The sequence below is a fragment of the Streptomyces sp. NPDC034099 genome, assembly GCF_055575415.1.
In genome coordinates this window covers 53,701-80,434 of sequence record NZ_JBVISR010000012.1, presented here as the reverse complement: position 1 = coordinate 80,434, position 26,734 = coordinate 53,701, and the positions used below count along the sequence as shown (strand labels likewise).

Here is a 26,734-nt window from a genome sequence, read left to right as displayed (position 1 = left end):
GGCTGCCCATGTCCGCGTCCCCCTCTGCTTCCTCCCGTGGCTCCCGTACCGGTGTCTGGCTGATCGGAGCCCGCGGTTCCGTCGCCACCACGGTGGTGGCGGGCTGCGCCGCCGTGACCGCGGGGCTGAACCCCCCGACCGGCATGGTCACCGAGACCCCCGACTTCGCCGGCACCGCACTGCCCGCGCTCTCCTCCCTCGTCTTCGGCGGTCACGACACCGTGGACTGCCCCCTGCCCAAGCGGGCGGAGGCCCTGGCCGCGGGGGGCGTGCTGCCGCACGGACTGCCCTCGGCCGTCGGAGCCGAACTGGCCGCGGCCGACCGCGAGATCCGCCCGGGCGGCCCGCTGCCCGGCGACACCCGTGACGAGGAGACGCTGATCGCCGCGTTCGCCGCGGACATCACCGACTTCGCACTACGCTCGGGAGCGGAGCGGACCGTGGTGGTGAACGTGGCCTCCACCGAGCCCGCGCCCACCGGGGACGCCCTCCCCGCCAGCTCGCTGTACGCGGCCGCCGCCCTGCGCGCCGGCTGCCCGTACGTCAACTTCACCCCGTCGACCGGCCTGCACCACCCGGCGCTGGCCGCACCGGCCGCGGCGAGCGGGCTGCCCTACGCGGGCCGGGACGGCAAGACCGGGCAGACGCTGCTGCGCTCGGTGCTGGGCCCGATGTTCACGCAGCGGGCGCTGGCGGTGCGCGCCTGGTCGGGCACGAACCTGCTGGGCGGCGGCGACGGCGCCGCCCTCGCCGACCCGGCGGCCGCCGCGGCGAAGAACGCCGGCAAGGAACGCGTCCTCGCCGACACCCTGGGCGCCCCCGTCGAGGGCGAGGTCCACATCGACGACGTGCCCGCGCTCGGCGACTGGAAGACCGCCTGGGACCACATCGCCTTCGACGGCTTCCTCGGCGCCCGCATGATCCTCCAGACCACCTGGCAGGGCTGCGACTCGTCCCTCGCCGCACCGCTCGTCCTCGACCTGGCCCGCCTGGTCGCCCGCGCCCACGAGAGGGGCCTGTCCGGCCCTCTGGGCGAACTGGGCTTCTTCTTCAAGGACCCGGTGGGGGACGGCCCGTCGTCCCTGGCCGAGCAGTACACGGAGCTGAAACGCTTCGCCGGGCGGCTGGCGGACGGCGCCCGTGCCGACTCCGCGCCCGAAGCCGCCGACACCGCCGACGAACGCGGGGCGCGGCGATGAACCGCACCGTCGCCACCGGCAGGGAGACGACCGCACGGGAGCCCGGAGCGCGGCGGGAGGCCGGAGCACGGCCGACGGACGCCACCGGCTCCCGGACCGGCGCACCGCCCTCCGGCCGTCCTGGGCCGAGCACACCCGGCCCCCGCTCCTCCCGGGCCGGTGCCTGGGCCGAACTGCTGCGCCTGCCCGCCCTGTTCACCGTCCCCGGCGACGCCCTGGCCGGTGTGGCGGCGGCCGGTGCGCGCCCCGGGCCCCGCACCCTGCTCGCCATCGGCTCCTCCCTGTGTCTGTACGAGGCCGGCATGGCCCTCAACGACTGGGCCGACCGCGCGGAGGACGCCGCGGAACGCCCCCACCGCCCCCTGCCGTCCGGCCGCATCCGCCCCGCCGCCGCGCTGACCGCCGCCGGGGCCCTCACCGGCGCCGGGCTGGCGCTGGCGGCCGGTGCGGGACGCCCGGCCCTCGCGGTCGCGGCGCCGCTGGCGGCCACCGTCTGGGCCTACGACCTCGCCCTGAAGCACACCCCGGCCGGTCCGGCGGCCATGGCGGCGGCCCGGGGCCTCGACCTGCTCCTCGGCGCGGCCGCCACCGGCGGCGGCACCCGTGCCGCGCTGCCCTCCGCCGCGCTGCTCGGCAGCCACACCCTCGCGGTCACGGCCGTCTCCCGCCGGGAGACCACGGGCGGCTCCGTCCTGGCCCCGCTGGCCGCCCTCGCGACGACGGGGGCGCTGACCGGCCTGGTCGCGCGCCGCCGCACCCGACTCCCGGCAGGCCGGCGGGCAGCAGCCGCCCCCGGTCTGCCGGGCTCCACCCCGGCACCCGCCGCCACCGACGTCCTCGCGGCCGCCCTGGGCGCCGCCTACGCCGCGACGGCCGCCCGCCCCTACGTCCACGCCGCGCTCAACCCCTCACCCCCGCTCACCCAACGTGCCGTGGGCGGCGGCATCCGGGCCACGGTCCCGCTCCAGGCCGCGCTCGCCGCCCGCTCCGGTGCGGGGGCCGTGTCTCTCCTGGTCGCGGCCCTCGCACCGGCAGGCCGGCTGTTCGCGAGGAGGACCGCCATGAGGAAGGTGAGCATCACATGAGCCGGAACCCGAACCACGGGCCGACGCAGGCGCCGAACCCGGGAGCGGACGACGCCGGGGCCGGGGCCGGGGCCGGGGGCGTCGCGCGGCCGCTCCGCTTCGGCTACGGCACCAACGGCCTCGCCGACCTCCGCCTCGACGACGCCCTCGCCCTCCTCGCCGACCTCGGCTACGACGGCGTCGGCCTGACCCTCGACCACATGCACCTCGACCCGCTCGCCGACGACCTCGCCGCCCGCACCCGCCGCCTCGCCCGGCGGCTGGACGCGCTCGGTCTGGGCGTCACCGTGGAGACCGGCGCCCGCTACGTGCTCGACCCGCGCCGCAAGCACGGCCCCTCCCTGCTCGACCCTGACCCGGAGGACCGCGCCCGCCGCGCCGGCCTCCTGGTGCGCGCCGTCCGCGTCGCCGCCGACCTCGGGGCCCACGCCGTGCACTGCTTCAGCGGCGTGACCCCGGCGGGCACGGACGAGGACACGGCGTGGAAGCGGCTGGCCGAGGCCCTCGCCCCGGTCCTGGACGCCGCCGCCACCGCGGGCGTCCCCCTCGCGGTGGAGCCCGAACCCGGGCACCTGGTCGCCACCCTCGCCGACTTCCACACCCTGCGCCGCGCCCTCGGCGACCCCGGACACCTCGGACTCACCCTGGACATCGGCCACTGCCAGTGCCTCGAACCGCTCCCTCCCGCCGACTGCGTGCGCGCCGCCGCCCCCTGGCTGCGCCACGTGCAGATCGAGGACATGCGCCGCGGTGTCCACGAACACCTCCCCTTCGGTGACGGCGAGATCGACTTCCCGCCCGTCCTGGAGGCCCTCGCCGCCACCGGCTACCAGGGCCTGACCGTCGTCGAACTGCCCCGCCACTCCCACGCGGGACCCCACTTCGCCGAACGCTCCCTCCCGTTCCTGCGCCGGGCCGCACCGGCGCCGGGCCGCACCAACCGCTCGGGCGAGCCCTCCGCCACCCACTGAAGGGAGCCACACCATGACGCAGCCACACGCCACCCACGTCACCCCCCACACCCACGACGCGGAAGGCACTCCCGGCGGCCAGGACACCCAGGGCACCACCCCCGCCCACGTCCCGCCCGCCGACCTGCGCACCGCCCTCTCCGCCCAGCTCGGCGGAGCCGCCCGCGCCTGGCTGGACCAGGCCCTCGACGAGGCCGCCGCCCATCCCGGCACCCACGGCCCCATCTCGGTGTGGGAACTGCGCCTCGCCGAGGCCGGCCGCCGCTGCGGCCCCGCCCACGCCGACGCCGCCCGCGTCCTCGTCCTGCACGCCGCCCGCGCCGACACCGACGCCCTGACCCGGGTCTACACCCAGGGCACCGCCGACGAACGCCGCGCCGTCCTGCACGCCCTGCCCCACCTGGTGCCGGGACCGGACGCCCTCCCGCTCGTCGAGGACGCCCTGCGCACCAACGACACCCGGCTGGTCGCCGCCGCCCTCGGTCCGTACGCCGCCCGGCACCTCGACGCGCACCAGTGGCGGCACGCCGTACTGAAGTGCCTGTTCACCGGCGTCCCCGTGGACAGCGTGGCGGACCTCGCCCGCCGGGCCCGCGGCGACGACGAACTCGCCCGGATGCTCGCCGACTACGCCGCCGAACGCACCGCCGCGGACCGCGCCGTCCCCGAAGACCTGCACCGCGTCCTGGCCCTGACCGAGTCCGGACGCCCCGCGCCCGGCACGGCCGGCCCCCACGGCAAGGAGTCCTGATGCGCATCTTCGACCCCCACATCCACATGACCTCCCGGACCACCGACGACTACGAGGCCATGTACGCGGCAGGCGTCCGCGCCCTCGTCGAACCCTCCTTCTGGCTCGGCCAGCCCCGCACCTCTCCCGCCTCCTTCCGCGACTACTTCGACGCCCTGCTCGGCTGGGAACCCTTCCGAGCCGCCCAGTACGGCATCGCCCACCACTGCACGATCGCCCTCAACCCCAAGGAGGCCAACGACCCCCGGTGCCTGCCCGTCCTCGACGAACTGCCCCGCTATCTCGTCAAGGACCGGGTGGTGGCCGTCGGTGAGATCGGCTACGACTCGATGACGCCCGCCGAGGACACCGCCCTGGCCACCCAGCTCCAGCTCGCCGCCGACCACGGGCTGCCCGCCCTCGTCCACACCCCGCACCGCGACAAGCTCGCCGGTCTGCGCCGCACCCTGGACGCGGTCCGGGAGTCCGCACTGCCGACGGAACGGGTCCTGGTCGACCACCTCAACGAGACCACCGTCAAGGAGGCCAAGGACAGCGGCGCCTGGCTCGGCTTCTCCGTCTATCCGGACACCAAGATGGACGAGGCCCGGATGGTCGCCCTGCTGCGCGAGTACGGCCCGGAACAGGTGCTGGTGAACTCCGCCGCCGACTGGGGCAGGAGCGACCCGCTCAAGACCCGCAAGGTCGGCGACCTGATGCTCGCCGAGGGCTTCACCGAGGACGACGTGGACCGGGTGCTGTGGCGCAACCCCGTCGCCTTCTACGGGCTCAGCGGACGGCTGGAACTCGACGTGACCTCCGGCGAGGCCACCCACGAGGGCAACTCCATCCTGCGCGGCGGGGAGTGAGCCATGCGCTTCCGGCACCCCGACGGCTCCACCGTCCACCTCGCCTACTGCACCAACGTCCACCCCGCCGAGACCCTGGACGGCGTCCTCGCCCAGCTCCGCGACCACTGCGAGCCGGTCCGCAGACGCCTCGGCCGCGACCGCCTCGGCATCGGGCTCTGGCTCGCCCGCGACGCCGCCCACGCGCTGGTCACCGACCCCGCCGCCCTGCGCGGCCTGCGCACCGAACTCGACCGGCGCGGCCTGGAGGTCGTCACCCTCAACGGCTTCCCCTATGAGGGCTTCGGCGCAGAGGAGGTCAAGTACCGCGTCTACAAGCCGGACTGGGCCGACCCGGAACGCCTCGAACACACCACCTCCCTGGCCCGGCTGCTCGCCGGACTGCTGCCCGACGACGTCACGGACGGCACCATCTCCACCCTGCCGCTCGCCTGGCGCACCGCCTACGACGACACCCGTGCCGACAAGGCACGCGCCGCCCTCGTCACCCTCGCCGAACGCCTCGACGCGCTCCAGGAACTGACCGGCCGCTCCATCCGCATCGGCCTGGAACCGGAACCCGGCTGCGTCGTCGAGACCACCCACGACGCCCTCGCCCCGCTGTCCGCGATCGCCCACGACCGCATCGGCGTCTGCGTCGACACCTGCCACCTCGCCACCTCCTTCGAAGACCCGTACACCGCGCTGAACGCCCTCACGGCCGCCCGGGTGCCCGTCGTCAAGTCCCAGATGTCCGCCGCACTGCACGCCGAACACCCAGCCGACCCCGCGGTCCGCGAAGCCCTCGCCGCCTTCGCCGAGCCGCGCTTCCTGCACCAGACCCGCACCACCACCCCGTCCGGCGGCCTGCACGGCACCGACGACCTCGACGAGGCCCTCGCGGACGGCGGCCCTCTGCCCGACACCGCGCCCTGGCGCGCCCACTTCCACGTCCCCCTGCACGCGGCCCCCGCCGCGCCCCTCACCTCCACCCTTCCGGTACTCAAGGCCGCGCTGACCCGGCTCGTCGGCGGCCCGCACCCGCTCACCCGGCACCTGGAGGTCGAGACCTACACCTGGCAGGCCCTCCCGCCCGAGCTGCGGCCCCGCGCCCGCGCCCAGCTCACCGACGGCATCGCCGCCGAGCTGACCCTCGCCCGCGACCTGTTGACGGACCTCGGCCTGAAGGAACTGCCATGACCCGACCCACCCCCTCCGACCGACCCACCCCCCTCCTCGTCCTGGACGTCGTCGGTCTCACCCCCCGTCTCCTCGACCACATGCCCCACCTCAAGCAGCTCGGCCAGTCCGGCTCCCGGGCCCCGCTCGGCACCGTCCTGCCCGCCGTCACCTGCGCCGCCCAGTCCACCTTCCTGACCGGCACCATGCCCTCCGAGCACGGCATCGTCGGCAACGGCTGGTACTTCCGCGAACTCGGTGACGTCCTGCTGTGGCGCCAGCACAACGGACTCGTCGCCGGCGACCGACTCTGGGACGCCGCCCGCCGCGCCCACCCCGGCTACACCGTCGCCAACATCTGCTGGTGGTACGCCATGGGCGCCGACACCGACTACACCGTCACCCCCCGTCCCGTCTACTACGCCGACGGCCGCAAGGAACCCGACTGCTACACCAGGCCCCCGGCCCTGCACGACGAACTCACCGACAAGCTCGGCACCTTCCCCCTCTTCCACTTCTGGGGCCCCGGCGCGGACCTGGTCTCCAGCCAGTGGATCATCGACGCCACCCGGCACATCATGGCCACCCGGCATCCCGACCTGACCCTCTGCTACCTCCCTCACCTCGACTACGACCTGCAGCGCTTCGGCCCCGAGGACCCGCGCTCCCTGGAGGCCGCCGCCGACCTCGACACGGCGCTGGCCCCGCTGCTCGACGACGCCCGTGCCGAAGGCCGCACCGTCGTCGCGCTGTCCGAGTACGGCATCACCCCCGTCAGCCGGCCCGTGGACATCAACCGCGCCCTGCGCCGCGCCGGACTGCTCGAGGTGCACACCCAGGACGGCATGGAATACCTCGACCCGATGGCCTCCCGCGCCTTCGCGGTCGCCGACCACCAGATCGCCCACGTGTACGTCCGCCGCCCCGAGGACCTCGACGCGACCCGTGCCGCCCTGGAAGGACTGCCCGGGATCGAGCAACTCCTCGACGACGAGGGCAAGAAGGCCCAGCACCTCGACCACCCGCGCGCCGGCGAACTGGTCGCCGTGGCGGAGCCGGACGCCTGGTTCACGTACTACTACTGGCTCGACGACGACCGCGCGCCCGACTTCGCGCAACTCGTCGAGATCCACCGCAAACCCGGCTACGACCCGGTCGAGCTGTTCATGGACCCGCTCGACCCCTACGTCAAGGTCAAGGCGGCCGGCGCCCTGGCCCGCAAGAAGCTCGGCATGCGCTACCGCATGGCGGTCGTGCCCCTGGACCCCTCACCTATTCGAGGCAGCCACGGCCGCCTCCCCGCGAGCGACGACGACGGTCCGCTCCTCATCTGCTCCACCCCCCGCGCTGTCGGAGACCGCGTCGCGGCCACCGACGTGAAACAACTCCTGCTCCGGCTGGCCGGACTCGGCTGACGCACCACCCGGTACGCCCTCCGACATCCGACTACCGAGAGTGAAACACACGGCACTGACAACGGCCCGCCCGAGCCGCATCGGCGCAGGCCACGACCCCAGAAGGCAGGCACCCGTGACCCCGTTCACCGACCCCTCCCGCACCGACGCCGGCACGGCCGCCGACGCCCCGGACGAGAGCCTGCGCCGCGCCCTCGGCGTGAACCGGCGCCGTTTCCTCAGCACCTGTACCGCCGTGGCCGCCGGAGCCGTCGCGGCCCCCGTCTTCGGCGCCTCCCCGGCCCTCGCCCACGACCGGGGCAGAGACCACGACCACGGACACGGCCACGGGCAGATCCTCGTCCCGGCGGACAAGCGCGGCATCATCCTCTACACCGTCCGTGACGCCACCGCCCGCGACCCCCTCGCCTCCGACCTGCCCTCCGGCTTCCGCGAGGTGTTCAAGCAGCTGTCCCGCCACGGCTACCGCCAGGTGGAGTTCGCCGGCTACAACCAGCACGCCAACGCACCGGGCGGCGCCAGCCTGGAATCCGTCCAGGGCGCCCGGCTGCTGCGCTCCTGGCTGGACGACTACGGTCTGCGCGCCCAGGGCAACCACGGCTTCATCCCGTCCTCCTGGCCGCTGACCACGGCGGACAAGGACACCTTCAAGAAGCACCTGGAGATCGCCAACATCCTCGGCATGGACCACATGGGCACCGGCGGCGACCCCACCGGCAGCTCCTACCGCGCAGACTGGGACGTGGCCGCCGACAAGTGGAACGCCCTCGGCGCGATCGCCCACCGCGAGGGCATCAAGCTCTACACCCACAACCACGACAGCGCCTACGGCTTCCTGCTCGACGGCGGCCCGCTGGACGACCAGGGCCGGCCGACCCGCAGTTCGGGCATCCGGAAGCTGGAGTACTTCCTCAAGGTCACCGACCCGAGGGTCGTGTGGCTGGAGATGGACATCTTCTGGGCGCACGTCGCCCAGTACAAGTTCCACGAGTACACCGCCCACGACGGCTCCACCAGGAAGAACGTCTTCGACCCGGCCGGGCTGGTCGTCCGCAACAACCGGCGCTACCCGCTCTTCCACGCCAAGGACGGCGTCGTCAGCACGACCAACGGCATGGGCTACGACATGGTGCCCTTCGGAACCGGGGTCATCGACTACACGACGTTCTTCTCCCGGGTCGGACAGCGGAACTACCACAACCCGATGATCGAGGACGACAACTCCCCGAGCGCGACCGATCCCTCGCAGTCGCTGCGGGAGGCCAAGATCAGCTACGACAACCTGGCCGCCCTGCGCAAGCGGCGTCACTGACCGGGGCACGGACCGGGCGGCCCCTCCCGCGCGCTGCGGGAGGGGCCGCCCGGTCCGTGCGGAGGAAGGATCGCCGGTTCACCCCTCTCCGAGCGGCTGGGGGTTGGGTGTGACGCGCTTGTCCTTCGAGCGTCCGGGCGGATGCAGGAACAGTGCCACGAACCCGGCGAAGATCGAGATGCTGCCCGCCAGGCTGAAGGCGCCGTTGTAGCCCCAGACGCCGACGACCACGGAACCCATGCCCGCGCCGAGACCGGAGACGAGCTTGGAGCTGTAGACCATCCCGTAGTTGGTGGCGTTGTTGTTCTCACCGAAGTAGTCCGCCGTCAGCGCCGCGAACATCGGGAAGATGGCGCCGCCGCCGAAACCGGAGACGGCCGAGAAGAGCAGGAACAACGGCAGGTTCTCGATCGCGGCCGACCAGATGATGCCGAACTGGGCGAGGCCCAGGATCGCGCACACGTAGAGCAGGCACTGCTTGCGGCCGTAGAGGTCGGAGAGCCAGCCGATGACCCCGCGCCCGGTGCCGTTGACGATCGCCTTCAGCGACATGGCGGCGGCCACGATCCCGGCCGCGAAGCCCGCCTCCTCGCCGATGTCGACCTGGAAGGCGATGCCGAAGATGTTCACGCCGGAGGTGCAGGCGAGACAGAACCACATCAGCGCCACCCGGCCGGTCTTCCACGCCTCCATCGGGGAGTACTGCTTGACGGCCGGGGGGTTCTTCTCCAGCGAACGCCGGGCCCGCGGGTCGGCCGGCGGGTTCAGCGGGTCGATGGCGGCCGGCCACCAGTTCTTCGGCGGGTCCCGGAAGTAGAAACCGGCGATCGCCACCATCGCCGCGAGGAAGACACCCGCGGAGATGAGCACCCAGCGGAAGTTGGAGGTGTCCATGTAGCCGTGGAAGATGAAGACGAACGGCACCGAGCCGTAGGCGAAGCCGCCGTTGACGAAGCCGGTCTTCCCGCCCCTGCGCTCCGGGTACCACTTGCCGACCATGTTGACGCAGGTCGCGTACACCATGCCCGCGCCCATGCCGCTGAACACGCCGAACCCGATGAAGGCGAGCGAGACGTGCGGCGCGAACGCCAGCGACAGATAGCCCAGCAGCGTGCCGGCCGACCCCAGCATCATCGCCCAGCGCGCCGGCAGCCTGCCGCTCTCCCGCAGCCGCCCCGCCGGGAACGCGACCGCGGCCTGGCAGAACACCCAGGCGGTCATCATCCAGTAGATGCTGCCGCTGGACCAGTGGTGGGCCTCGTGCAGCGTGTCCTCCGCGGACGCGAACGCGTACTCGGCGGAGGAGATGCCCATCATGCCGATCCAGGGCAGGATCACCATCCACTTGCGCTTGCGTCCCATGATGTCGATGTCGGACTCGCCCACGCGGTAGACGCGTCCGTTCCTGTCGGTCACCTCCCGGTAGGCGGCGACCCGTGTGACATCGGTGGTTGTCATGTCGTTTGCACCCCTAGCGTCGAAAGATCTGGCCAGCGCCCCCTGTCCCATGCCTTCCGTGCGCGCGCGGGTCCCGGGCCGGCCGACGCGCACCCGTCGGCCGGCCCTCGCCGTCTCACGTCATGAACCGCCCCCCAACACCCCCGCGGCACGGGCCCACCGGTACTTGGCGCCCAGGACGGCCACCGGCTTCTCGGTCGTGTACGGGTACGCCACGACCCCGCGCTCGAAGAGGTACTGGCACGCCTCCTCCACCTCCACGTCGCCCGCGAGGGAGGCCACCACCGGCTTCTCGATGCCGCGTTCGCGGAACTCGGCCACCACGCGCGCGGTGAGTTCGGCGAACACCATGGGCGGCGTGACGATGGTGTGCCAGTAGCCGAGGACCAGCGCGTGGATGCGCGGGTCCTCCAGGCCCAGCCGGATCGTCGCCTCGTACGTCGACGGCGGCTCGCCCCCGGTGATGTCCACCGGGTTGCCCGCCGCTCCGAAGGGCGGGATGAAGGCGCGGAACGCCGTGTCCAGGTCGGGCGGTATCTCCATGAGCGACAGCCCGTTGTCCGTCACCGCGTCGGAGAGCAGCACACCGCTGCCGCCGGCGCCGGTGATGATGACCACGTTGTCGCCCCGGGGAGCGGGCAGCACCGGCAACGCGCGCGCGTACTCCAGCATCTCGTTCAGCCCCGGCGCCCGGATGACACCGGCCTGCTTCAGCACGTCGTCGTACACGGCGTCGTCCCCGGCGAGCGCCCCGGTGTGCGATCCGGCCGCCCTGGCGCCCGCCGCCGTACGGCCCGCCTTGAGCACCACGACCGGCTTCCTCGGCACGGTCGCCCGCGCGGCCTCGACGAAGGCGCGGCCGTCCTTGAGGTCCTCCAGGTGCATCGCGATGCACTCGGTGTGCGGGTCCTCGCCGAACCAGGTGAGCAGGTCGTCCTCGTCCAGGTCCGACTTGTTGCCGAGGCCCACGATCGCCGACACGCCGGTCTTCGTGGTCCGGGCGAAGCCCAGGATGGCCATCCCGATGCCGCCGGACTGCGAGGTCAGCGCGACGCCGCCCTTGACGTCGTACGGCGTGCAGAACGTGGCGCACAGGTCCTGCCAGGTCGAGTAGTAGCCGTAGATGTTCGGGCCGAGCAGCCGGACGCCGTGCCGTTCGGCGACCGCCACGATCTCGTCCTGGAGCGCCTGCTCACCGGTCTCGGCGAAGCCGGAGGGGATGAGCACGGCGTTGGGGATCCGCTTGCGCCCCACCTCCTCCAGGGCCGCCGCCACGAACCGCGCGGGGATCGCGAAGACCGCCACATCCACCTCACCGGGAACGTCGGTGACACTCTTGTACGCCTTGCGGCCCAAGATGTCATCGGCCTTGGGGTTCACCGGGTGGATCTCGCCCGCGAAACCGCCGTCGACGAGGTTGCGCATCACCGAGTTGCCGATCTTCCCCGGCTCGCCCGACGCGCCGATCACCGCGACCGAAGAGGGCTGCATCAGGCGCCGCATCGAGGTGAGGATCTCCTCGCGCGTGTACCGGCGCCGCTCCTTCGGCGTGTCGGTCGCGAGGATCACCCGGATGTCGGCGGCGACCGCACCCCCGGGCGTGGCGATCACCGGGTTGAGGTCCACCTCGGCGATCTCCGGGAAGTCGGCGACCAGTTCGGAGACCCGGCGGATCTGCTCCGCCACCGCCCACCGGTCCACCCCGGCCTGCCCGCGCACCCCGCGCAGCACCTCGGCCGCCCGGATCGAGTCCAGCATGGACAGCGCCTCGTCGGCGTCCACGGGAGCGAGCCGGAAGGTGACGTCCTTCAGCACCTCGACCAGCACCCCGCCGAGCCCGAACGCCACCACCTTCCCGAACGTCGGGTCGGTGACCGCCCCGACGATCACCTCCTGCCCCTGCGGCAGCAGCTCCTGGATCTGCACGCCCTCGATCCGCGCGGAGGCGTCGTACGCGCGCGCGTTGTCGACGATCCGGCAGAAGGCCGACCGCACGTCCGCCGCGCCCTCCACGCCGACGACCACACCACCGGCGTCGGTCTTGTGCAGGATGTCCGGCGAGACGATCTTCATCACCACCGGCCCGCCGAACCGCGCCGCGCACGCCACCGCCTCGTCGACGTCCCGCGCCAGCTCCTCACCCGGTACGGCGATCCCGTAGGCGTCGGCGAGCACCTTGCCCTCGGGAGCGGTGAGCGCGGTGCGCCCCTCGGCCCGTACGGCGTCCAGGAGCCCGCGCACCCGCGCCAGGCGGTCCTCGGCCATCACGTCAGATCACCCCGCTCGACTTGAGCAGCCGCAGTTCCTCGTCGCCGAGGCCCAGTTCGCCGAGGTAGACCTCTTCGTTGTGCTCGCCGAGCAGCGGCGAACTGGTCACCTTCACCGGAGAGTCCGAGAGCTTGAGCGGACTGCCCACGGTCACGAACTCGCCCCGCTCGGGGTGCGGGACGGTGACGACCATCTCGTTGGCGACCAGGGAGTCGTCCTCGATGATCTCCTTGGTGGACAGGATCGGCCCGCACGGGATGTTGTGGGCGTTCAGCCGCTCCAGCACCTCCCACTTGGGCAGGGTGGACGACCACTCCTCGATCAGCTGGAACATCTTGTTCAGCTTCGGCAGCCGCGCCCTCGGGGTCGCCCACTCGGGATCGTCGGCCAGCTCGGGCCGGCCGATCAGCTCACTGAGCGGCCGCCAGCCGACCGGCTGGACGATGACGTACACGTAGTCGTTGGGGCCGCCCGGCGCGCACTTGACCGCCCACCCCGGCTGCCCGCCGCCGGACGCGTTCCCGGACCTGGGAACCTCGTCGCCGAAGTCCTCGTTGGGATATTCGGCGAGTGGACCGTGGCTCAGGCGCTGCTGGTCGCGCAGCTTCACCCGGCAGAGGTTGAGCACCGCGTGCTGCATGGCCACGTTCACCCGCTGACCGCGTCCGGTGTGCTCCCGCTGGTAGAGGGCGGCGAGGATGCCCGCCACGACGTGGACGCCCGTGCCCGAGTCCCCGATCTGGGCCCCCGTCGCCAGCGGCGGCCCGTCCTCGAAGCCGGTGGTGGACATCGATCCGCCCATGGCCTGTGCGACGACCTCGTACGCCTTGAACGCGGTGTACGGGCCCTCGCCGAACCCCTTGATGGAGGCGTAGACGATCCGTGGATTGATCTCCTTGATGCGGTCCCAGGTGAAGCCCATCCGGTCCACCGCGCCCGGCCCGAAGTTCTCGACCATGACGTCCGAGCGCCGGATCAGCTCGGTGAGGATCTCCTTGCCGCGTTCGGTCTTGGTGTTGAGGGTGATGCTCCGCTTGTTGCAGTTGAGCATCGTGAAGTAGAGGGAGTCGACGTCCGGCAGGTCGCGCAGCTGCCCGCGCGTGATGTCGCCGCTCGGCGCCTCCAGCTTCACGACGTCGGCGCCGAGCCAGGCGAGCAGCTGGGTCGCCGAGGGCCCGGACTGCACATGCGTCATGTCCAGGACGCGGATGCCCTCAAGGGCCTTCGCTGACGTGCCAGTCGTGCCAGTCGTGCCAGTCGTGCCGGTCGTGCCGGTCATGGGGGTCACCTCACTTGTACATCGTCTGGTTCATGGTTCCGGGGGCGTACGCGTCCGGATCCACCCAGACGTTGATCAGGGACGGCTTGCCGGACTCGCGGGCCCGGCGCAGCGCGGGGCCGATGTCGGCGGGGTCGCGGACCTCCTCGCCGTGGCCGCCCAGCATCCGGGCGAACTGGTCGTAGGGCACGTCGCCGAGCGTGTTGCCGACCCGCTCGCGCTCCTTGCCGTACTTGACGGCCTGGCCGTAGCGGATCTGGTTCATCGAGGAGTTGTTGCCGACGATGCCGACGAAGGGGAGGTCGTAGCGCACCAGGGTCTCGAAGTCCCAGCCGGTGAGCGAGAAGGCGCCGTCGCCGAAGAGCGCGACGACCTCCTTGTCGGGCCGCGCCTGCTTGGCGGCCAGCACGAAGGGCACCCCGACGCCGAGCGTGCCGAGCGGTCCCGGGTCCATCCAGTGGCCGGGTGACTTGGGCTGCACGACCTGCCCGGAGAAGGTGACGATGTCGCCGCCGTCACCGATGTAGACGGAGTCCTCGGTGAGGAAGTCGTTGATCTCGCTGACCAGCCGGTAGGGGTGGATGGGGGAGGCGTCCGACCTGAGCTGCGGCAGCCGCTTGTCCAGCGCCGTCTGCTCGGCCGCGCGCAGCTCGTCCAGCCACTCCTTGCGCTTGGACGCCCCGCCGTTGAGCCGCCCGGACGCGGCCTCGGTCACCGACTTCAGCACCAGTCCCGCGTCGCCGACGATGCCGAGGTCGATGTCGCGGTTCTTGCCGACGGTGCGGTAGTCGAGGTCGATCTGCACGACGGTCGCGTCCGGGGAGAGCCGCTTGCCGTAGCCCATCCGGAAGTCGAAGGGCGTGCCGACGATCACGATCACGTCGGCGTTGGAGAAGGCGTAGCGGCGGGAGAGCTGGAAGTGGTGAGGGTCGCCCGGAGGCAGGGTGCCGCGGCCGGCGCCGTTCATGTACGCCGGAACGTTGAGCGTGCGGACCAGCTCGGCGGCGGCCTCGGTCGCGCGGGTCGTCCACACCTGGCTGCCCAGCAGGACGGCCGGCTTCTCGGCGTGCACCAGCAGGTCGGCGAGCTTCTCGACGGCCTCCGGATCCCCGGCCGACCGGGTGGAGGCGCGGTAGGCCCCGGCCCGCGGCACCCGCGCCCTCTCCGTCGGCACCTTGGCGTCCAGCACGTCGCGCGGGATCTCCAGGAAGGACGGCCCCGGCGCGCCGTGGTAGCACTCGCGGAACGCCATCGACACCATGTCGGCGGCGCGCGCGGTGTCCGGCACGGTGGCCGCGAACTTGGTGATCGGCGTCATCATGTCGACGTGCGGCAGGTCCTGGAGGGACCCCATCTTGTGCTGGGTGTGCGCGCCCTGGCCGCCGATCAGCAGCATGGGCGACTCGGCGCGGAAGGCGTTGGCGACCCCGGTGACGGCGTCGGTCGTGCCCGGTCCCGCGGTGACCACCGCGCAGCCGGGCCTGCCGGTGAGGCGGGCGTAGCCGTCGGCGGCGTGCGCGGCGACCTGCTCGTGGCGCACGTCGACCACCTCGATGCCCTCGTCGACGCAGCCGTCGTAGATGTCGATGATGTGGCCGCCGCACAGTGTGTAGATGCGGTCGACCCCCTCGGCCTTGAGTGCCTTGGCAACGAGGTGGCCGCCGGAGATGACGTCCTGGGTGTCGTCGGGCATGGCGAAGTCCTGTCCCTTCACGAGGGGTTGGGGCGCTCTCGCGGTACATTGCATACAGTCGACGAATACTGTATGAAGCTTGTTATCCCGCATCCGGTGGGTGGTGTCCAGGGGGCGTGCGGCACTTTCAGTCAGGAGCCGAGATGGACCTGTACGAACACCAGGCAAGGGAACTCTTCGAGGAACACGGGATCGTGGTGCCGAGGGCCGAGGTCACCGACTCGCCCGAACGGGCCCGCGAGATCACCCGCGCGCTCGGCGGACGCGCGGTCGTCAAGGCGCAGGTGAAGACCGGCGGGCGCGGCAAGGCGGGCGGCGTGCGGCTCGCCGCCGACCCCGGCGAGGCCGAGGAGGCGGCACGGCACATCCTCGGCATGGACATCAAGGGCCACCGGGTCGACACCGTCATGCTCGCCGAACCCTGCGCCGTCGAGCGGGAGTTCTACGTCTCCTACGTCCTCGACCGGGCGTCCGGGGGCTTCCTCGCCATCGCCTCCGCGGAAGGCGGCATGGAGATCGAGGAGGTCGCCGCCCGGCGGCCCGAGGCCGTGGCCCGCATCCCCGTCGACCCCGCCACGGGCGTGCACACGGCCACCGCGGTGCGCATCGCCGACGCCGCGGGACTGCCCCCGCAGACCGTCGACACCCTGGTGCGGCTGTGGAAGGTACTGGTCCGCGAGGACGCCCTCCTGGTCGAGGTCAACCCGCTGGTCAGAACGGCCGAGGGCCGGATCGTCGCCCTCGACGGCAAGGTCACCCTCGACGACAACGCCCGGTTCCGGCAGTCCCGCTGGGGCGACGAGCGGCCGGCGGCCACCGACTCCCTGGAGGCCCGGGCCGGTGCCAAGGGCCTCAACTACGTCAAGCTCGACGGCGAGGTCGGCGTCATCGGCAACGGCGCCGGACTGGTCATGTCGACGCTCGACGTGGTCGCCGGCTGCGGCGCCCGCCCCGCCAACTTCCTCGACATCGGCGGCGGTGCCTCCGCCCGGGTCATGGCCGACGGGCTGTCGGTCATCCTCTCCGACCCCGACGTGAAGTCCGTCCTCGTCAACGTCTTCGGCGGCATCACCGCCTGCGACGCGGTCGCCGACGGCATCGTCCGGGCCCTGGACGAGGTCCGGCTCACCAAACCGCTCGTCGTCCGCCTCGACGGCAACAACGCCGCCCGCGGCCGGGCCCTGCTCGACGCACGCGCGCATCCCCTGGTCGAACAGGCCACCACCATGGACGGCGCAGCCCGCCGTGCCGCCCGACTCGCCACCGCGGCGCCCACCGCCGGATAAGGAGACAGGACGACATGGCGATCTACCTCACCAAGGAAAGCAAGGTCCTCGTCCAGGGCATGACCGGCGCCGAGGGCATGAAGCACACCCGCCGCATGCTGGCCGCGGGCACCGACGTCGTCGGCGGCGTCAACCCGCGCAAGGCGGGCCGCACCGTCGACTTCGACGAACGAGCCGTCCCGGTCTTCGGCTCGGTCCGCGAGGGCGTCGAGAACACGGGCGCCGACGTCACCGTCGTCTTCGTGCCGCCCGCCTTCGCCAAGGCCGCGGTCGTGGAAGCCGCCGACGCCGGAATCGGCCTCGCGGTCGTCATCACCGAGGGCATCCCCGTGCACGACTCCGTCGCCTTCACCATCCACGCCCGGGCCAGGGGCACCCGCGTCATCGGCCCCAACTGCCCCGGCCTGATCACCCCCGGCCAGTCCAACGCGGGCATCATCCCGCCCGACATCACCAAGCCCGGCCGCATCGGCCTGGTCTCCAAGTCGGGCACGCTCACCTACCAACTCATGCACGAACTGCGCGACATCGGCTTCTCCACCTGCGTCGGCATCGGCGGCGACCCGGTCGTCGGCACCAGCCACATCGACTGCCTCACCGCCTTCCAGGACGACCCCGACACCGAACTGATCGTCCTCATCGGCGAGATCGGCGGCGACGCGGAAGAACGCGCGGCCGCCCACATCCGCGAGCACGTCACCAAACCCGTCGTCGGCTACATCGCCGGCTTCACCGCGCCCGAGGGCAGGACCATGGGCCACGCCGGCGCGATCGTGTCGGGCTCATCGGGCACGGCGCGGGCGAAGAAGGAGGCACTGGAGGCAGCCGGCGTACGGGTCGGGAGCACACCGACGGAGACGGCACGGCACGTGCTCGCCGTACTCGACGGAGCGGCGCGCGACGGAGCCCGCGCATGACGGCGGCCGGCGCACAGGGCACCGAAGCCCTCACCCTCAAGTCCGGCACCGCCTGGGCCGACGCCTGGCGGCGCTGCCGCACCGTCGCGCCCGAGGCATTCCGCGACGACCGCGTCCTCAACCTCTGGGACGCCGGCTGGCGCGCGGACGGCCGGGTCCTGCCGGCCACCAGCCCGGTCGACGGCACCCCGATCGCCGGACCGCCCCGGATCGACGCCGCCACCGCCCAGCGCGCCGTACGCGCCTCGCTCGACCAGCACCGCGCCTGGCGCCACCTCCCCCTGCCCGAACGCCGCGCCCGCGTCGCGGCCACCCTCGACGCCCTCGCCCAGCACCGCGAACTGCTCGCGCTGCTGCTGGTCTGGGAGATCGGCAAACCCTGGCGGTCCGCCCGGGCCGACGTCGACCGCGCCGTCGACGGCGTGCGCTGGTACGTCGACGGCATCGACCGCATGCTCGACGGGCGCGCCCCGCTGGACGGCCCGGTCTCCAACATCGCGAGCTGGAACTACCCGATGAGCGTCCTCGTTCACGCCTTGCTGGTGCAGGCACTGGCGGGCAACGCGGTCATCGCCAAGACCCCGACCGACGGCGGCGTCGCCTGCCTGACCCTGGCCTGCGCCCTCGCCGCCCGCGAGGGACTTCCCGTCACCCTCGTCAGCGGCAGCGGCGGCGAGCTGTCCCAGGCACTGGTGCGCGCGCCCGAGATCGGCTGCGTCTCCTTCGTCGGCGGCCGGGACGCGGGCGCCGCCGTCGCCACCGCCGTCACCGACCTCGGCAAGCGGCACATCCTCGAACAGGAGGGACTCAACACCTGGGGCATCTGGAACTTCACGGACTGGGACGCGCTCACGCGGGTGATCCCGAAGCTCTTCGACTACGGCAAGCAACGCTGCACCGCCTACCCGCGGTTCGTCGTCCAGCGACAGCTGTTCGACACGTTCCTCGCGGCGTACCTCCCGGCCGTGCGCACCCTGCGCGTCGGCCACCCGCTCGCCGTCGCCGCACCGGACGCCCCGTACCCGGCGCTCGACTTCGGCCCGGTGATCAACGCGGCCAAGGCCAAGGAACTCCACGACCAGGTCGCCGAGGCCGTCGACCGCGGCGCCGTCCCGCTGCACCGGGGCAGCACGGCCGACGCCCGGTTCCTGCCCGGCCAGGACACCTCGGCCTACGTCCAGCCGGTCACCCTGCTCAACCCGCCCCGGTCCTCGCCACTGCACCACGCGGAACCCTTCGGCCCGGTCGACACCATCGTCCTGGTCGACACCGAGGCCGAGCTGCTCGCCGCGATGAACGCCTCCAACGGCGCGCTGGTGGCCACCCTGTCCACGGACGACCCGGCGACGTACGACAGGCTCGCGCCGCAGATCCGCGCGTTCAAGGTCGGCCACGGCGTACCGCGCTCCCGCGGGGACCGCGACGAGCTGTTCGGCGGGCACGGGGGGTCCTGGCGCGGCGCCTTCGTGGGCGGCGAGCTGCTGGTGCGCGCCGTGACGCGCGGCCCGGCGGGGGAGAGGCTGCCGGGGAACTTCCCGGACCACCACCTCATGCCCTAGGTGTGCTGTCGTTTGGATCTTGCCGGGGTCGCGGGGCCTGGCACGCACTCCCCCCACTGCCTGAAGGGCGTGGGAGGTGCCCCCAGCGGCGTTGCCGTCGGTTGCCAGGGCTCCGCCTGTCGCCCTCCTCCGCCATGCAGTTGCACGCACCAGACCCCACTCGGGTCGGCAACAAGGCACCGTCGCCTGGAGCCGGCCTGACCCAAACGACACCCGCTAGACGGGCCGGGACGGCGAACCGGCCCGTTGGGCGTGCCGGGCCGGTCAGCCGATGCCCTGCCGGTCCGGCCGCAGGGCGAAGGCCCGGTCCGCCGGGGTCGGCGCGGTCCGCTCGACGGCCTGCCGCAGCAGCTCGCGGTGGCGCAGCAGCGGCGCGCGCCGCTCCGGCGGCGCGAGCCGCAGCAGGTCGTCGAGACCGGCCATCAGGCGCCGCGTGACCTGCGGCGCCCCGGTGGCGCAGGCACGGACTTCGGCGAACCCCAGGTCCACCAGCTCGGCCCAGCCGGGCACCGGCTGCACCAGCCGGACCACGCCGCGCCGGTCCCGGTGCGGCACGGCGTCCAGCGGCCGCCGGGACAGCGTGGCCAGGATCTGCACCACCCGGTCCAGCGCCTGAACGGCGGTCGTCGGATCGTTCACCGCGGGGGACAGGGCACGCAGCCCGATGTCGGACAGCTGGCGCAGCCCGAACGCCAGGTCCTGGTGGAAGGTGCGCTCCACCCCCACGGACAGGGCGTACCGCAGCGCCCGGCGCGGCGGAGCCGCCCCGCCGTGCACCGCCAGGACCGGGGTGCCCGGCACCAGGAAGTCACCGATCCGCGGGACCAGCCGCAGCACCACCCCGTGCCCCCGGGCCACCCGCACCAACCGGGCGACGTGCACGTCCCGCAGCACACCGCCCCGCCCGTCGTGGGCGACCCACGCCGTCACGGGCCCCAGCCCGGGCACCCCGCCGCCCTCCGCCGGCACGGGCATCAGCGCCGCCACCCGGAAGGACTCGGCGGCGATACGGGCGATCACGTGGCTGACCCGCATCAGCCGCAGGGTGGCGTTCACGTACAGCACGAAGAGCAGCAGGCTCAGCGCGACCATGACCAGGGTGAGCACCGACTGCACCAGCGGGACGGACGTGGCGGTACGCGGGTCGGCCTTGCTGTCGTAGCTGGTCAGGACGAGCAGCGTCAGCACGAAGGTGGCGAGGAAGACGGCGAAGGTCGCCTTGGTGATCCGGCTGCGGACGAAGAGCCGCACCACCCGCGGGGTGAACTGCCCGCTCGCCATCTGCACCGCGACCAGCGAGATGCTGAACACCACACCGATGAAGGTCATCATCGCCGAGCCGACCGCCGACACCACCGCCTTCGCGTCGTCCGCGAACCGCAGCAGATCGGCGAGCGTGTCGTAGTCGCCGTCGTCCTGCAGCGAACGGACGAGCGCCGCGTCGAGCTCCTGGGCCACCAGCCAGACCACCAGGATCCCCACCATGGCCGCCGTGGGCGCGAACCAGAACGTGTCCCGCAGATGCTCCCTGAGCGGCGACAACGCCCGCGGCCGACGACGCGGGAGCGGACCCTGCGCAACCATCCAGTCACTCATGGTGCGACCCTAGGCGCAGCGGAGCCACCGGTCCCGGAACGCCGCTCAGGGGAAGGAAACGCAGGTGAAAGGCACCGCGAAACCTTGGTATGGTTGTCCATGTCGCCGCGGGGAGCACCCCCGCCCCGCGACAGACACCTGGTCCGGGTGGCGGAATGGCAGACGCGCTAGCTTGAGGTGCTAGTGCCCTTTATCGGGCGTGGGGGTTCAAGTCCCCCCTCGGACACAAGAACAAGAGAAGATGCAAGATCAGGCAGACGAGATGCCGGCCGGGAGATGTCCCGGCCGGCATTTCTCGTATCCCACGCCGCCGAAAATGCGGTGCGCGGCCGGTCCGGGCCTCCCTACACTCGCCGTGACACCGAGACCGAGTGAGGGGAGCAGGGCCGTGCGCATCCGCACCGCACCCGTCGTTCCCCCGTCCCGGCACGAGGTGATCCTGGTGTCTTCGGCCGTCCGGTGTCCGCTGCGCGGCCGACACCGGATGCCCGCCACGCACCTCTGACAGCCGACGTCCCTCACCGGGAGCGTCCGGCGCGTGCGTCGCGGGGGATCGCGCTGCCCTTTTCCGGTCCTCCGAAAGGCTTCGGGCCATGCGCACCAACCCGCTCACCACCGTCCGCAACCTGGGCATCCTCGCCCACGTCGACGCGGGCAAGACCACCGTCACCGAGCGGATCCTCTACACCACCGGCACCACCCACAAGCGGGGCGAGGTCCACGACGGCACCACCGTCACCGACTTCGACCCGCAGGAACGCGATCGCGGCATCACCATCTTCGCCGCGGCCGTCAGCTGCACCTGGGCGGGCCACCGGATCAACCTCATCGACACCCCGGGGCACGTCGACTTCGCCGACGAGGTCGAACGCTCCCTGCGGGTGCTGGACGGCGCCGTCGCCGTGTTCGACGCGGTCGCGGGGGTGGAACCGCAGAGCGAGTCCGTGTGGCGGCAGGCCGACCGGCACGGCGTGCCCAGGATCGCGTTCGTCAACAAGATGGACCGGGCGGGCGCCGACCTCGACACCGCCGTCGCCGCCATCCGCGAGCGGCTGCACCCCGTACCCCTGGTCGTGCAGCTGCCCATCGGCACGGAGGACGGCTTCACCGGCGTCGTCGACCTGCCGCGCATGCGCGCCCTGGTGTGGGCCGACGGCGTGGACACGGCCGAGGAGGGACCGGTGCCCGACGCCCTGCGCGAGGAGGCGGCACGCAGGCGGCGGCTGCTGGAGGAAGTGGTCGCCGAACGCCATCCGGGCGCGCTGGAGGAGTTCTGCGACCGGGAGACGCTCACCGCGGCCACCCTCACCGGCGCCCTGCGCGACCTGACGCGCACCGGCGACGGCGTGGTCGTGCTGTGCGGCTCGGCCTACCGCAACCGCGGCGTCGAACCGCTGCTGGACGCCGTGGTGGCGTACCTGCCCGCACCGCTGGACGTGCCCGCGGTGCGCGGCACCCACGACGGCACGGAGCAGGAGCGGCCCGCCGACCCGGCGGCGCCGATGGCGGCACTGGCGTTCAAGGTGAACGCCACCCCGACGGGACGGCTGACGTACCTGAGGGTGTACTCGGGCACGATCGAGAAGGGAGACACCGTGTGGGACGCGGGCGCGCGACGCACCGAGCGCGTCGGCCGCATCCTGCGGGTACGGGCCGACCGGCACGACCCCCTGGAACGGGCGGTCGCCGGGGACATCGTCGCCGTGGTCGGGCTGAAGTCGGCCCGCGCCGGCTCGACCCTGTGCGCGCCGGGCGCCCCCTTGCTCCTGGAGCCCCCGGGCGTGGCCGAACCGGTCGTGCACGTGGCGGTGGAGGCCCGGCGTTTTACCGACACCGACCGGCTGGCCTCGGCGCTCGCCCGGCTGACCGAGGAGGACCCCTCGCTGGCCGTGCGGACCGACCCGGAGACGGGACAGACCGTGCTGTCGGGCATGGGTGAACTGCACCTGGAGGTCGCCGTGGAGCGCGTCCGGCGCGAGCACGGGCTGGAGGTCACGGTCGGCCGCCCCGGTGTGGCGTACCGGGAGACGGTCGGCGAAGGCGTCACCGGCTTCGTCCACCGGCACGTCAAACAGGACGGCGGCGCAGGCCAGTTCGCGCACGTGGTGCTCGACGTGGAGCCCTGGGAGCCGGACACCGGGGGCGGCGACGGCTTCGTGTTCCGTTCGACGGTCGTCGGCGGACGCGTACCGCAGGAGTACGTCCGGGCCGTCGAGGCGGGCTGCCGGGACGCCCTCGCCGAGGGTCCGCTCGGCGGGCACCCGGTGACCGGCCTGAGGGTCACGCTCACCGACGGGCAGACCCACGTGAAGGACTCCTCGGACACGGCCTTCCGCACCGCCGGCCGGTTCGGTCTCCGCGACGCCCTGCGCGCCTCGGAGATGGTCCTGCTGGAACCGGTCGTGGAGGTCACGGTCACCGTGCCCGAGGACGGGCTCGGCGGCGTGCTCGGCGACCTCGCCGCGCGTCGCGGCCGGGTCACCGGCTCCGACGCGCGGGGCGGCGCGGCGGTGGTCACGGCCACGGTCCCGCTGGCCGAGCTGTTCGGTTACGCGACCCGGCTGCGCAGCCGCACCCAGGGCCGCGGCACCTTCACCGCCCGGCCCACCGGCTACGCGCCGGCGCCGACGACGGCCCCGACAGCCGCGCGGTAGGCATGCCCCGGTCATGCGCCACGCGTGCGTGGTGCCCCCGTCCCACCCGGGCGGGGGCACCCACGGCCGTCAGGGGTACTGCACCACCTTCGACGGCACGGTGTCCGTCCCCGACGTGGGCGAACCCGTGTCGTTGATGACGCACTCGTACTGTCCGTTGCCGCCGAGCGACACGACGAGCAGCCCGTGGAAGCGCACCCCGGAACGGTTCGGGGCGGCGAAACCGTGGTGCTGCACGATGGACGGGTTCACGTTGTAGTAGCAGTAGCTGCCCAGGCCCCAGCCTTCGTGCTCGGTGACGTCGTCCCCGACCTTGTAGGCGGCGTACCCCTTGACCGAACCGTTCTGGATGGCGGCCTGGTCGGGGGCGTCGTAGGCCTTCTCGTTCTGGAAGAAGACGGTGCGGCCGCGCTCGCCGTTCCACTGCACGTCGTACTTGTTGAAGTGCTCCACGAACAGGCCGGTCATCAGCACGTCGTCGCCGTTGACGACCACGCCGTAGTCGGCGCGGTTGGTCTCCCAGCCGACGCCGTCGCCGTGGTCGGCGCGCCACACCCAGGTGTGGTCGACGATGGTGTGCCGGCTGTTGACGACCAGGCTGGTGGTCGCCTTGCCGGGGCCCGCTCCGCCGATCCGGACGAACACGTCCTGCACGGTGGTCGGGTTGGCCGAGTGGTCCGCCGACGCGCCCTCGGGCCCGATCTCCAGCAGCGTCGGGGAGTTGACGGGGCCGGCGTCCACGAGGAAGCCCGCCAGTCGGACGCCGTCCACGTCGGCGACCTTCAGGGCGGTGACGCCGCCCTCGGGGATGAGCGTGGCGTAGCCGAGGCCCAGGACGACCGTGCCCGCGCGCTTCACCTCCACGGTCCGGTCGAGGTGGTAGATCCCCGGCGTCAGCAGCAGGTGCAGGCCCTCCTCCAGTGCCTGGTTGAGGGTGGCCGCCGGGTCGCCGGGCTTGGCGACGTAGAACTGGGACAGCGGGAGCGAGGTGCCGCGCGGGGTGCCGTTGCCCCAGGAGACGCCGCGGGCGTCGGTGCGCTTCTCCGGCAGGAAGACGCGGTACTCGTCGCCGTCCAGGTACAGGAACGGCTTCTCCCGGGAGACGGGCGTCGTCTCCAGCGTCGTGTAGGGCGGTTCGGGGAAGCTCTGCGCGGGCGCGCCCTCCACGCCGGAGAACACCATGTTCCACACGGCGTTGAGCCAGCCGCCGACCGAGCTGTCCCGGGTGTACCACTGCTGCTGGGAGTACGGGCCGACCGTGCCGTCGATCCGGCTGTCGGCGATATAGCCGCCGCTGGCCCAGCCGTAGCCGTCGGGGGCGAGGTTGAGACCGCCGCGCACGTGCATGCGCCGGAAGGGCGCCGCCTGCGAGACCGCCCAGCGGTTGGTGCCGCTGACCGGGACCAGGGCGAGGTTCTCCGCCGAACGCCAGAAGTTCTGCGTGGCGTTGCCGTCGAACCAGCCGGCGTCGACCGTGACGTCGCCGTTGATGGTGGTGTCGTCGGGGGAGAGGCCGAGGCCCGCGACGGAGGTGTAGAAGCCGAGCTGGGCGTTGAGCCCGTTGTAGGTGCCGGGCTTGAACAGCAGGGCGTAGCGGCCGGTGCCGAACTGGGCGGACTCCTGCTGCTTGAAGATCTCGTCCAGTCTGCCCTGGATGTTCGCCGTGGACGGGTCGAAGACGATGACGTTCGGCCCGAGGTCGCCACCGCCGGGCAGCGCACGCGGGCCGCCGGGGGAGTCGACGGCGGAGGCGGTGACGGGGGAGGCGGCTGCGGCTCCCGCACCGGCGAGGGAAGCCAGTACGGGCGCCGCCGCGGCCGCTCCGAGGATGCTGCGGCGGCGTACCCCGGAGGGCTCGGGCGCGGAGGAGGGTGTGGGGGAAGAGGGCATGCGGGCGGCTCTCCTTGTTCGGAAAGTGAACGAAGTGGGGGTGGGGGAGCGCTCTCTGGGTGTGCATGCTTCATCCGCTCGCCGCGGGACGTCAAGAGTCGCGACGGTTTCTTGTGTGCCGCGTTCAACAAGTGGGGGAACGAGGCGTGTTGGTCCACCCGCCGTCCCTTCTGCCGAATCCCTTGACACCCTCCCGCGTGCCCTCAACACTCCGACTTGGGAGAGCGCTCTCCGAGAATTTCCCCGACCTTCTCAGGAGGTCTCCATGCCACGGAGATCGAAAGTTCTGTCCGGCACCCTCGTCGCGAGCGCGTTACTGCTGACCTCGATCGGCATCGGCACGGTCGCCGCCAACGCGGACGCCCCCGCCGCCTCCGCCCCGGTGTCGGCCGCGCACACCGGGCACACCATGGCGGCCTCGACCGCCTCCTCGCCCGAGGACCCGGACGGCGACGGCTACATCCCCGCCAACCCGCCGGTCACCGGCGTCACCCCGTCCACGAAGGAGCCGCCGCACCGCTACTTCCACGAGTTCCAGGCCAACTGCGCGGTCAGCCACACGGCGCCCGACGACCCGATCGTCTACGCGCAGCAGCCCGGGAAGTCGCACGACCACACCTTCATGGGCAACACGACGACCAACGCGTACAGCACCACCGCCTCGCTCGACGCCGGGTCCACCACCTGTCTGGCGCCCGGCGACCGCTCGGGCTACTGGATGCCCACCATGTACGACGGCGACCGCCCGGTGCTCCCGGTCGGTCCCCAGACCATCTACTACAAGGCCGGCGTCACCGACTACACCAGCGTGCGGCCCTTCCCGAAGGGGCTGCGCTACGTCGTCGCCAGCCCGATGCAGAGCGCCCAGGAGTTCCGCGACCACCCGGGCTTCGTCGAGGGCTGGGAGTGCGGCGACAGCTTCTTCAACGTCGACTTCCCGGCCGACTGCCCCGAGCGGCAGGACGTCCAGGTCAACATCCGCTTCCAGGCGCCCAGTTGCTGGGACGGGAAGAACCTGGACACGCCGGACCACAAGAGCCACATGGCGTATCCGGTGGTCAACCCGGGGACCAACAACAACATCTGCCCGGCCGACCACCCGGTCGCCCTGCCGATGATCGAGTTCAAGATGGCCTTCCCGGTCAACGGCGACCTCTCCCGGGTGCGACTGGCCAGTGGCGCGAGCTACTCGTTCCACTACGACTTCTTCAACGCCTGGGACGAGCCGACCCTCGGCGCCATGGTCGGCCACTGCATCGTCGGCGGGCTGCAGTGCGACGCGCGCGGCTACGACCAGACACATCCGGAGGCCGGAGCGGCGCTCAACGAGGACTACGAGCTGCCCTGACCCGGCCCTCCCCGGCAGACCGGCCCGGCCGTCCATGCCCCGCCACG

Annotated in this window: 19 protein-coding genes and 1 tRNA gene; 14 read left to right on the top strand and 6 right to left on the bottom strand. The window is 72.5% G+C overall.

Annotated features, from left to right (window positions below):
* The first annotated feature begins 8 nt into the window (after positions 1-8).
* From ACZ56V_RS30095 to ACZ56V_RS30060, 8 genes are all read left to right on the top strand, one after another.
* Complete coding sequence (locus tag ACZ56V_RS30095) at positions 9-1,199, top strand: inositol-3-phosphate synthase (protein WP_468946631.1); 1,191 nt, start codon at positions 9-11, stop codon at positions 1,197-1,199.
* The gene (locus ACZ56V_RS30090; protein WP_468946628.1) at positions 1,196-2,284 is read left to right on the top strand and encodes an SCO3242 family prenyltransferase; all 1,089 of its coding nucleotides are present in this window, start codon (positions 1,196-1,198) and stop codon (positions 2,282-2,284) included. The genes ACZ56V_RS30095 and ACZ56V_RS30090 overlap by 4 nt, the downstream gene beginning before the upstream one ends.
* On the top strand, positions 2,281-3,255 hold the full coding sequence (locus ACZ56V_RS30085; protein ID WP_468946625.1) for a sugar phosphate isomerase/epimerase family protein: 975 nt from the start codon (positions 2,281-2,283) through the stop codon (positions 3,253-3,255). Before ACZ56V_RS30090 ends, ACZ56V_RS30085 begins: the two co-directional genes overlap by 4 nt.
* Before the next feature lie 13 nt (positions 3,256-3,268).
* Positions 3,269-4,006 carry an EboA domain-containing protein gene (locus ACZ56V_RS30080; RefSeq protein WP_398916020.1) on the top strand — a complete coding sequence of 246 codons (738 nt, stop codon included), beginning with the start codon at positions 3,269-3,271 and terminating at the stop codon, positions 4,004-4,006.
* A complete protein-coding gene (locus tag ACZ56V_RS30075) occupies positions 4,006-4,854 on the top strand; it encodes a TatD family hydrolase (protein WP_104632374.1) in 849 nt (282 codons plus the stop codon). Before ACZ56V_RS30080 ends, ACZ56V_RS30075 begins: the two co-directional genes overlap by 1 nt.
* A 3-nt stretch (positions 4,855-4,857) precedes the next feature.
* Positions 4,858-6,033: a metabolite traffic protein EboE gene (gene eboE / locus ACZ56V_RS30070; RefSeq protein WP_468946620.1), complete on the top strand. Its 1,176-nt coding sequence runs from the start codon at positions 4,858-4,860 to the stop codon at positions 6,031-6,033.
* Entirely contained in the window at positions 6,030-7,427 is a 1,398-nt protein-coding gene (locus ACZ56V_RS30065) for a nucleotide pyrophosphatase/phosphodiesterase family protein (protein ID WP_468946618.1), read from the top strand. The genes eboE and ACZ56V_RS30065 overlap by 4 nt, the downstream gene beginning before the upstream one ends.
* Positions 7,428-7,542: 115 nt before the next feature.
* Positions 7,543-8,739, top strand: coding sequence for a sugar phosphate isomerase/epimerase family protein (locus ACZ56V_RS30060; protein ID WP_468946615.1), 1,197 nt, complete (start codon positions 7,543-7,545; stop codon positions 8,737-8,739).
* Between the two features lie 78 nt (positions 8,740-8,817).
* Here ACZ56V_RS30060 and ACZ56V_RS30055 read toward each other — a convergent pair whose 3' ends face one another.
* From ACZ56V_RS30055 to ACZ56V_RS30040, 4 genes are all read right to left on the bottom strand, one after another.
* The gene (locus tag ACZ56V_RS30055) at positions 8,818-10,197 is read right to left on the bottom strand and encodes an OFA family MFS transporter (RefSeq protein WP_398916029.1); all 1,380 of its coding nucleotides are present in this window, start codon (positions 10,195-10,197) and stop codon (positions 8,818-8,820) included.
* Positions 10,198-10,317: 120 nt separating this feature from the next.
* On the bottom strand, positions 10,318-12,462 hold the full coding sequence (locus tag ACZ56V_RS30050) for an acetate--CoA ligase family protein (protein WP_398916030.1): 2,145 nt from the start codon (positions 12,460-12,462) through the stop codon (positions 10,318-10,320).
* A 4-nt stretch (positions 12,463-12,466) separates the two neighbouring features.
* Positions 12,467-13,744: a formyl-CoA transferase gene (frc, locus tag ACZ56V_RS30045; protein WP_468946610.1), complete on the bottom strand. Its 1,278-nt coding sequence runs from the start codon at positions 13,742-13,744 to the stop codon at positions 12,467-12,469.
* A 10-nt stretch (positions 13,745-13,754) separates the two neighbouring features.
* Entirely contained in the window at positions 13,755-15,437 is a 1,683-nt protein-coding gene (locus ACZ56V_RS30040; protein ID WP_398916034.1) for a thiamine pyrophosphate-binding protein, read from the bottom strand.
* Positions 15,438-15,580: 143 nt separating this feature from the next.
* On the opposite strand from ACZ56V_RS30040, the gene sucC reads away from it, so the two are divergent.
* Genes sucC through ACZ56V_RS30025 form a run of 3 tightly spaced genes read left to right on the top strand, consistent with a single transcriptional unit; the run spans position 15,581 to position 19,199 of the window.
* Positions 15,581-16,723: an ADP-forming succinate--CoA ligase subunit beta gene (gene sucC, locus ACZ56V_RS30035; RefSeq protein ID WP_468946607.1), complete on the top strand. Its 1,143-nt coding sequence runs from the start codon at positions 15,581-15,583 to the stop codon at positions 16,721-16,723.
* Positions 16,724-16,737: 14 nt separating this feature from the next.
* Positions 16,738-17,640, top strand: coding sequence for a succinate--CoA ligase subunit alpha (gene sucD / locus ACZ56V_RS30030; RefSeq protein WP_468946604.1), 903 nt, complete (start codon positions 16,738-16,740; stop codon positions 17,638-17,640).
* Positions 17,637-19,199 carry an aldehyde dehydrogenase family protein gene (locus ACZ56V_RS30025; RefSeq protein ID WP_468946602.1) on the top strand — a complete coding sequence of 521 codons (1,563 nt, stop codon included), beginning with the start codon at positions 17,637-17,639 and terminating at the stop codon, positions 19,197-19,199. Before sucD ends, ACZ56V_RS30025 begins: the two co-directional genes overlap by 4 nt.
* 264 nt (positions 19,200-19,463) lie before the next feature.
* Here the strand turns inward: ACZ56V_RS30025 and ACZ56V_RS30020 are convergent, their stop codons facing one another.
* Positions 19,464-20,795: a DUF2254 domain-containing protein gene (locus ACZ56V_RS30020; protein WP_398916042.1), complete on the bottom strand. Its 1,332-nt coding sequence runs from the start codon at positions 20,793-20,795 to the stop codon at positions 19,464-19,466.
* Positions 20,796-20,936: 141 nt separating this feature from the next.
* Here ACZ56V_RS30020 and ACZ56V_RS30015 point away from each other — a divergent pair.
* Together ACZ56V_RS30015 and fusA are read left to right on the top strand one after the other, a co-directional pair.
* A tRNA-Leu gene (locus ACZ56V_RS30015) sits at positions 20,937-21,021 on the top strand.
* A gap of 367 nt (positions 21,022-21,388) precedes the next feature.
* Positions 21,389-23,449, top strand: coding sequence for an elongation factor G (gene fusA, locus ACZ56V_RS30010; protein WP_468946600.1), 2,061 nt, complete (start codon positions 21,389-21,391; stop codon positions 23,447-23,449).
* Positions 23,450-23,518: 69 nt separating this feature from the next.
* Here fusA and ACZ56V_RS30005 read toward each other — a convergent pair whose 3' ends face one another.
* Entirely contained in the window at positions 23,519-25,339 is a 1,821-nt protein-coding gene (locus tag ACZ56V_RS30005; RefSeq protein ID WP_467382852.1) for a coagulation factor 5/8 type domain-containing protein, read from the bottom strand.
* 265 nt (positions 25,340-25,604) lie between these two features.
* Between ACZ56V_RS30005 and ACZ56V_RS30000 the strand changes: the two genes are divergently transcribed.
* Positions 25,605-26,687 (top strand): DUF1996 domain-containing protein, encoded by a 1,083-nt coding sequence (locus tag ACZ56V_RS30000; RefSeq protein ID WP_398916047.1) that lies wholly within the window; start codon positions 25,605-25,607, stop codon positions 26,685-26,687.
* Positions 26,688-26,734 lie beyond the last annotated feature (47 nt).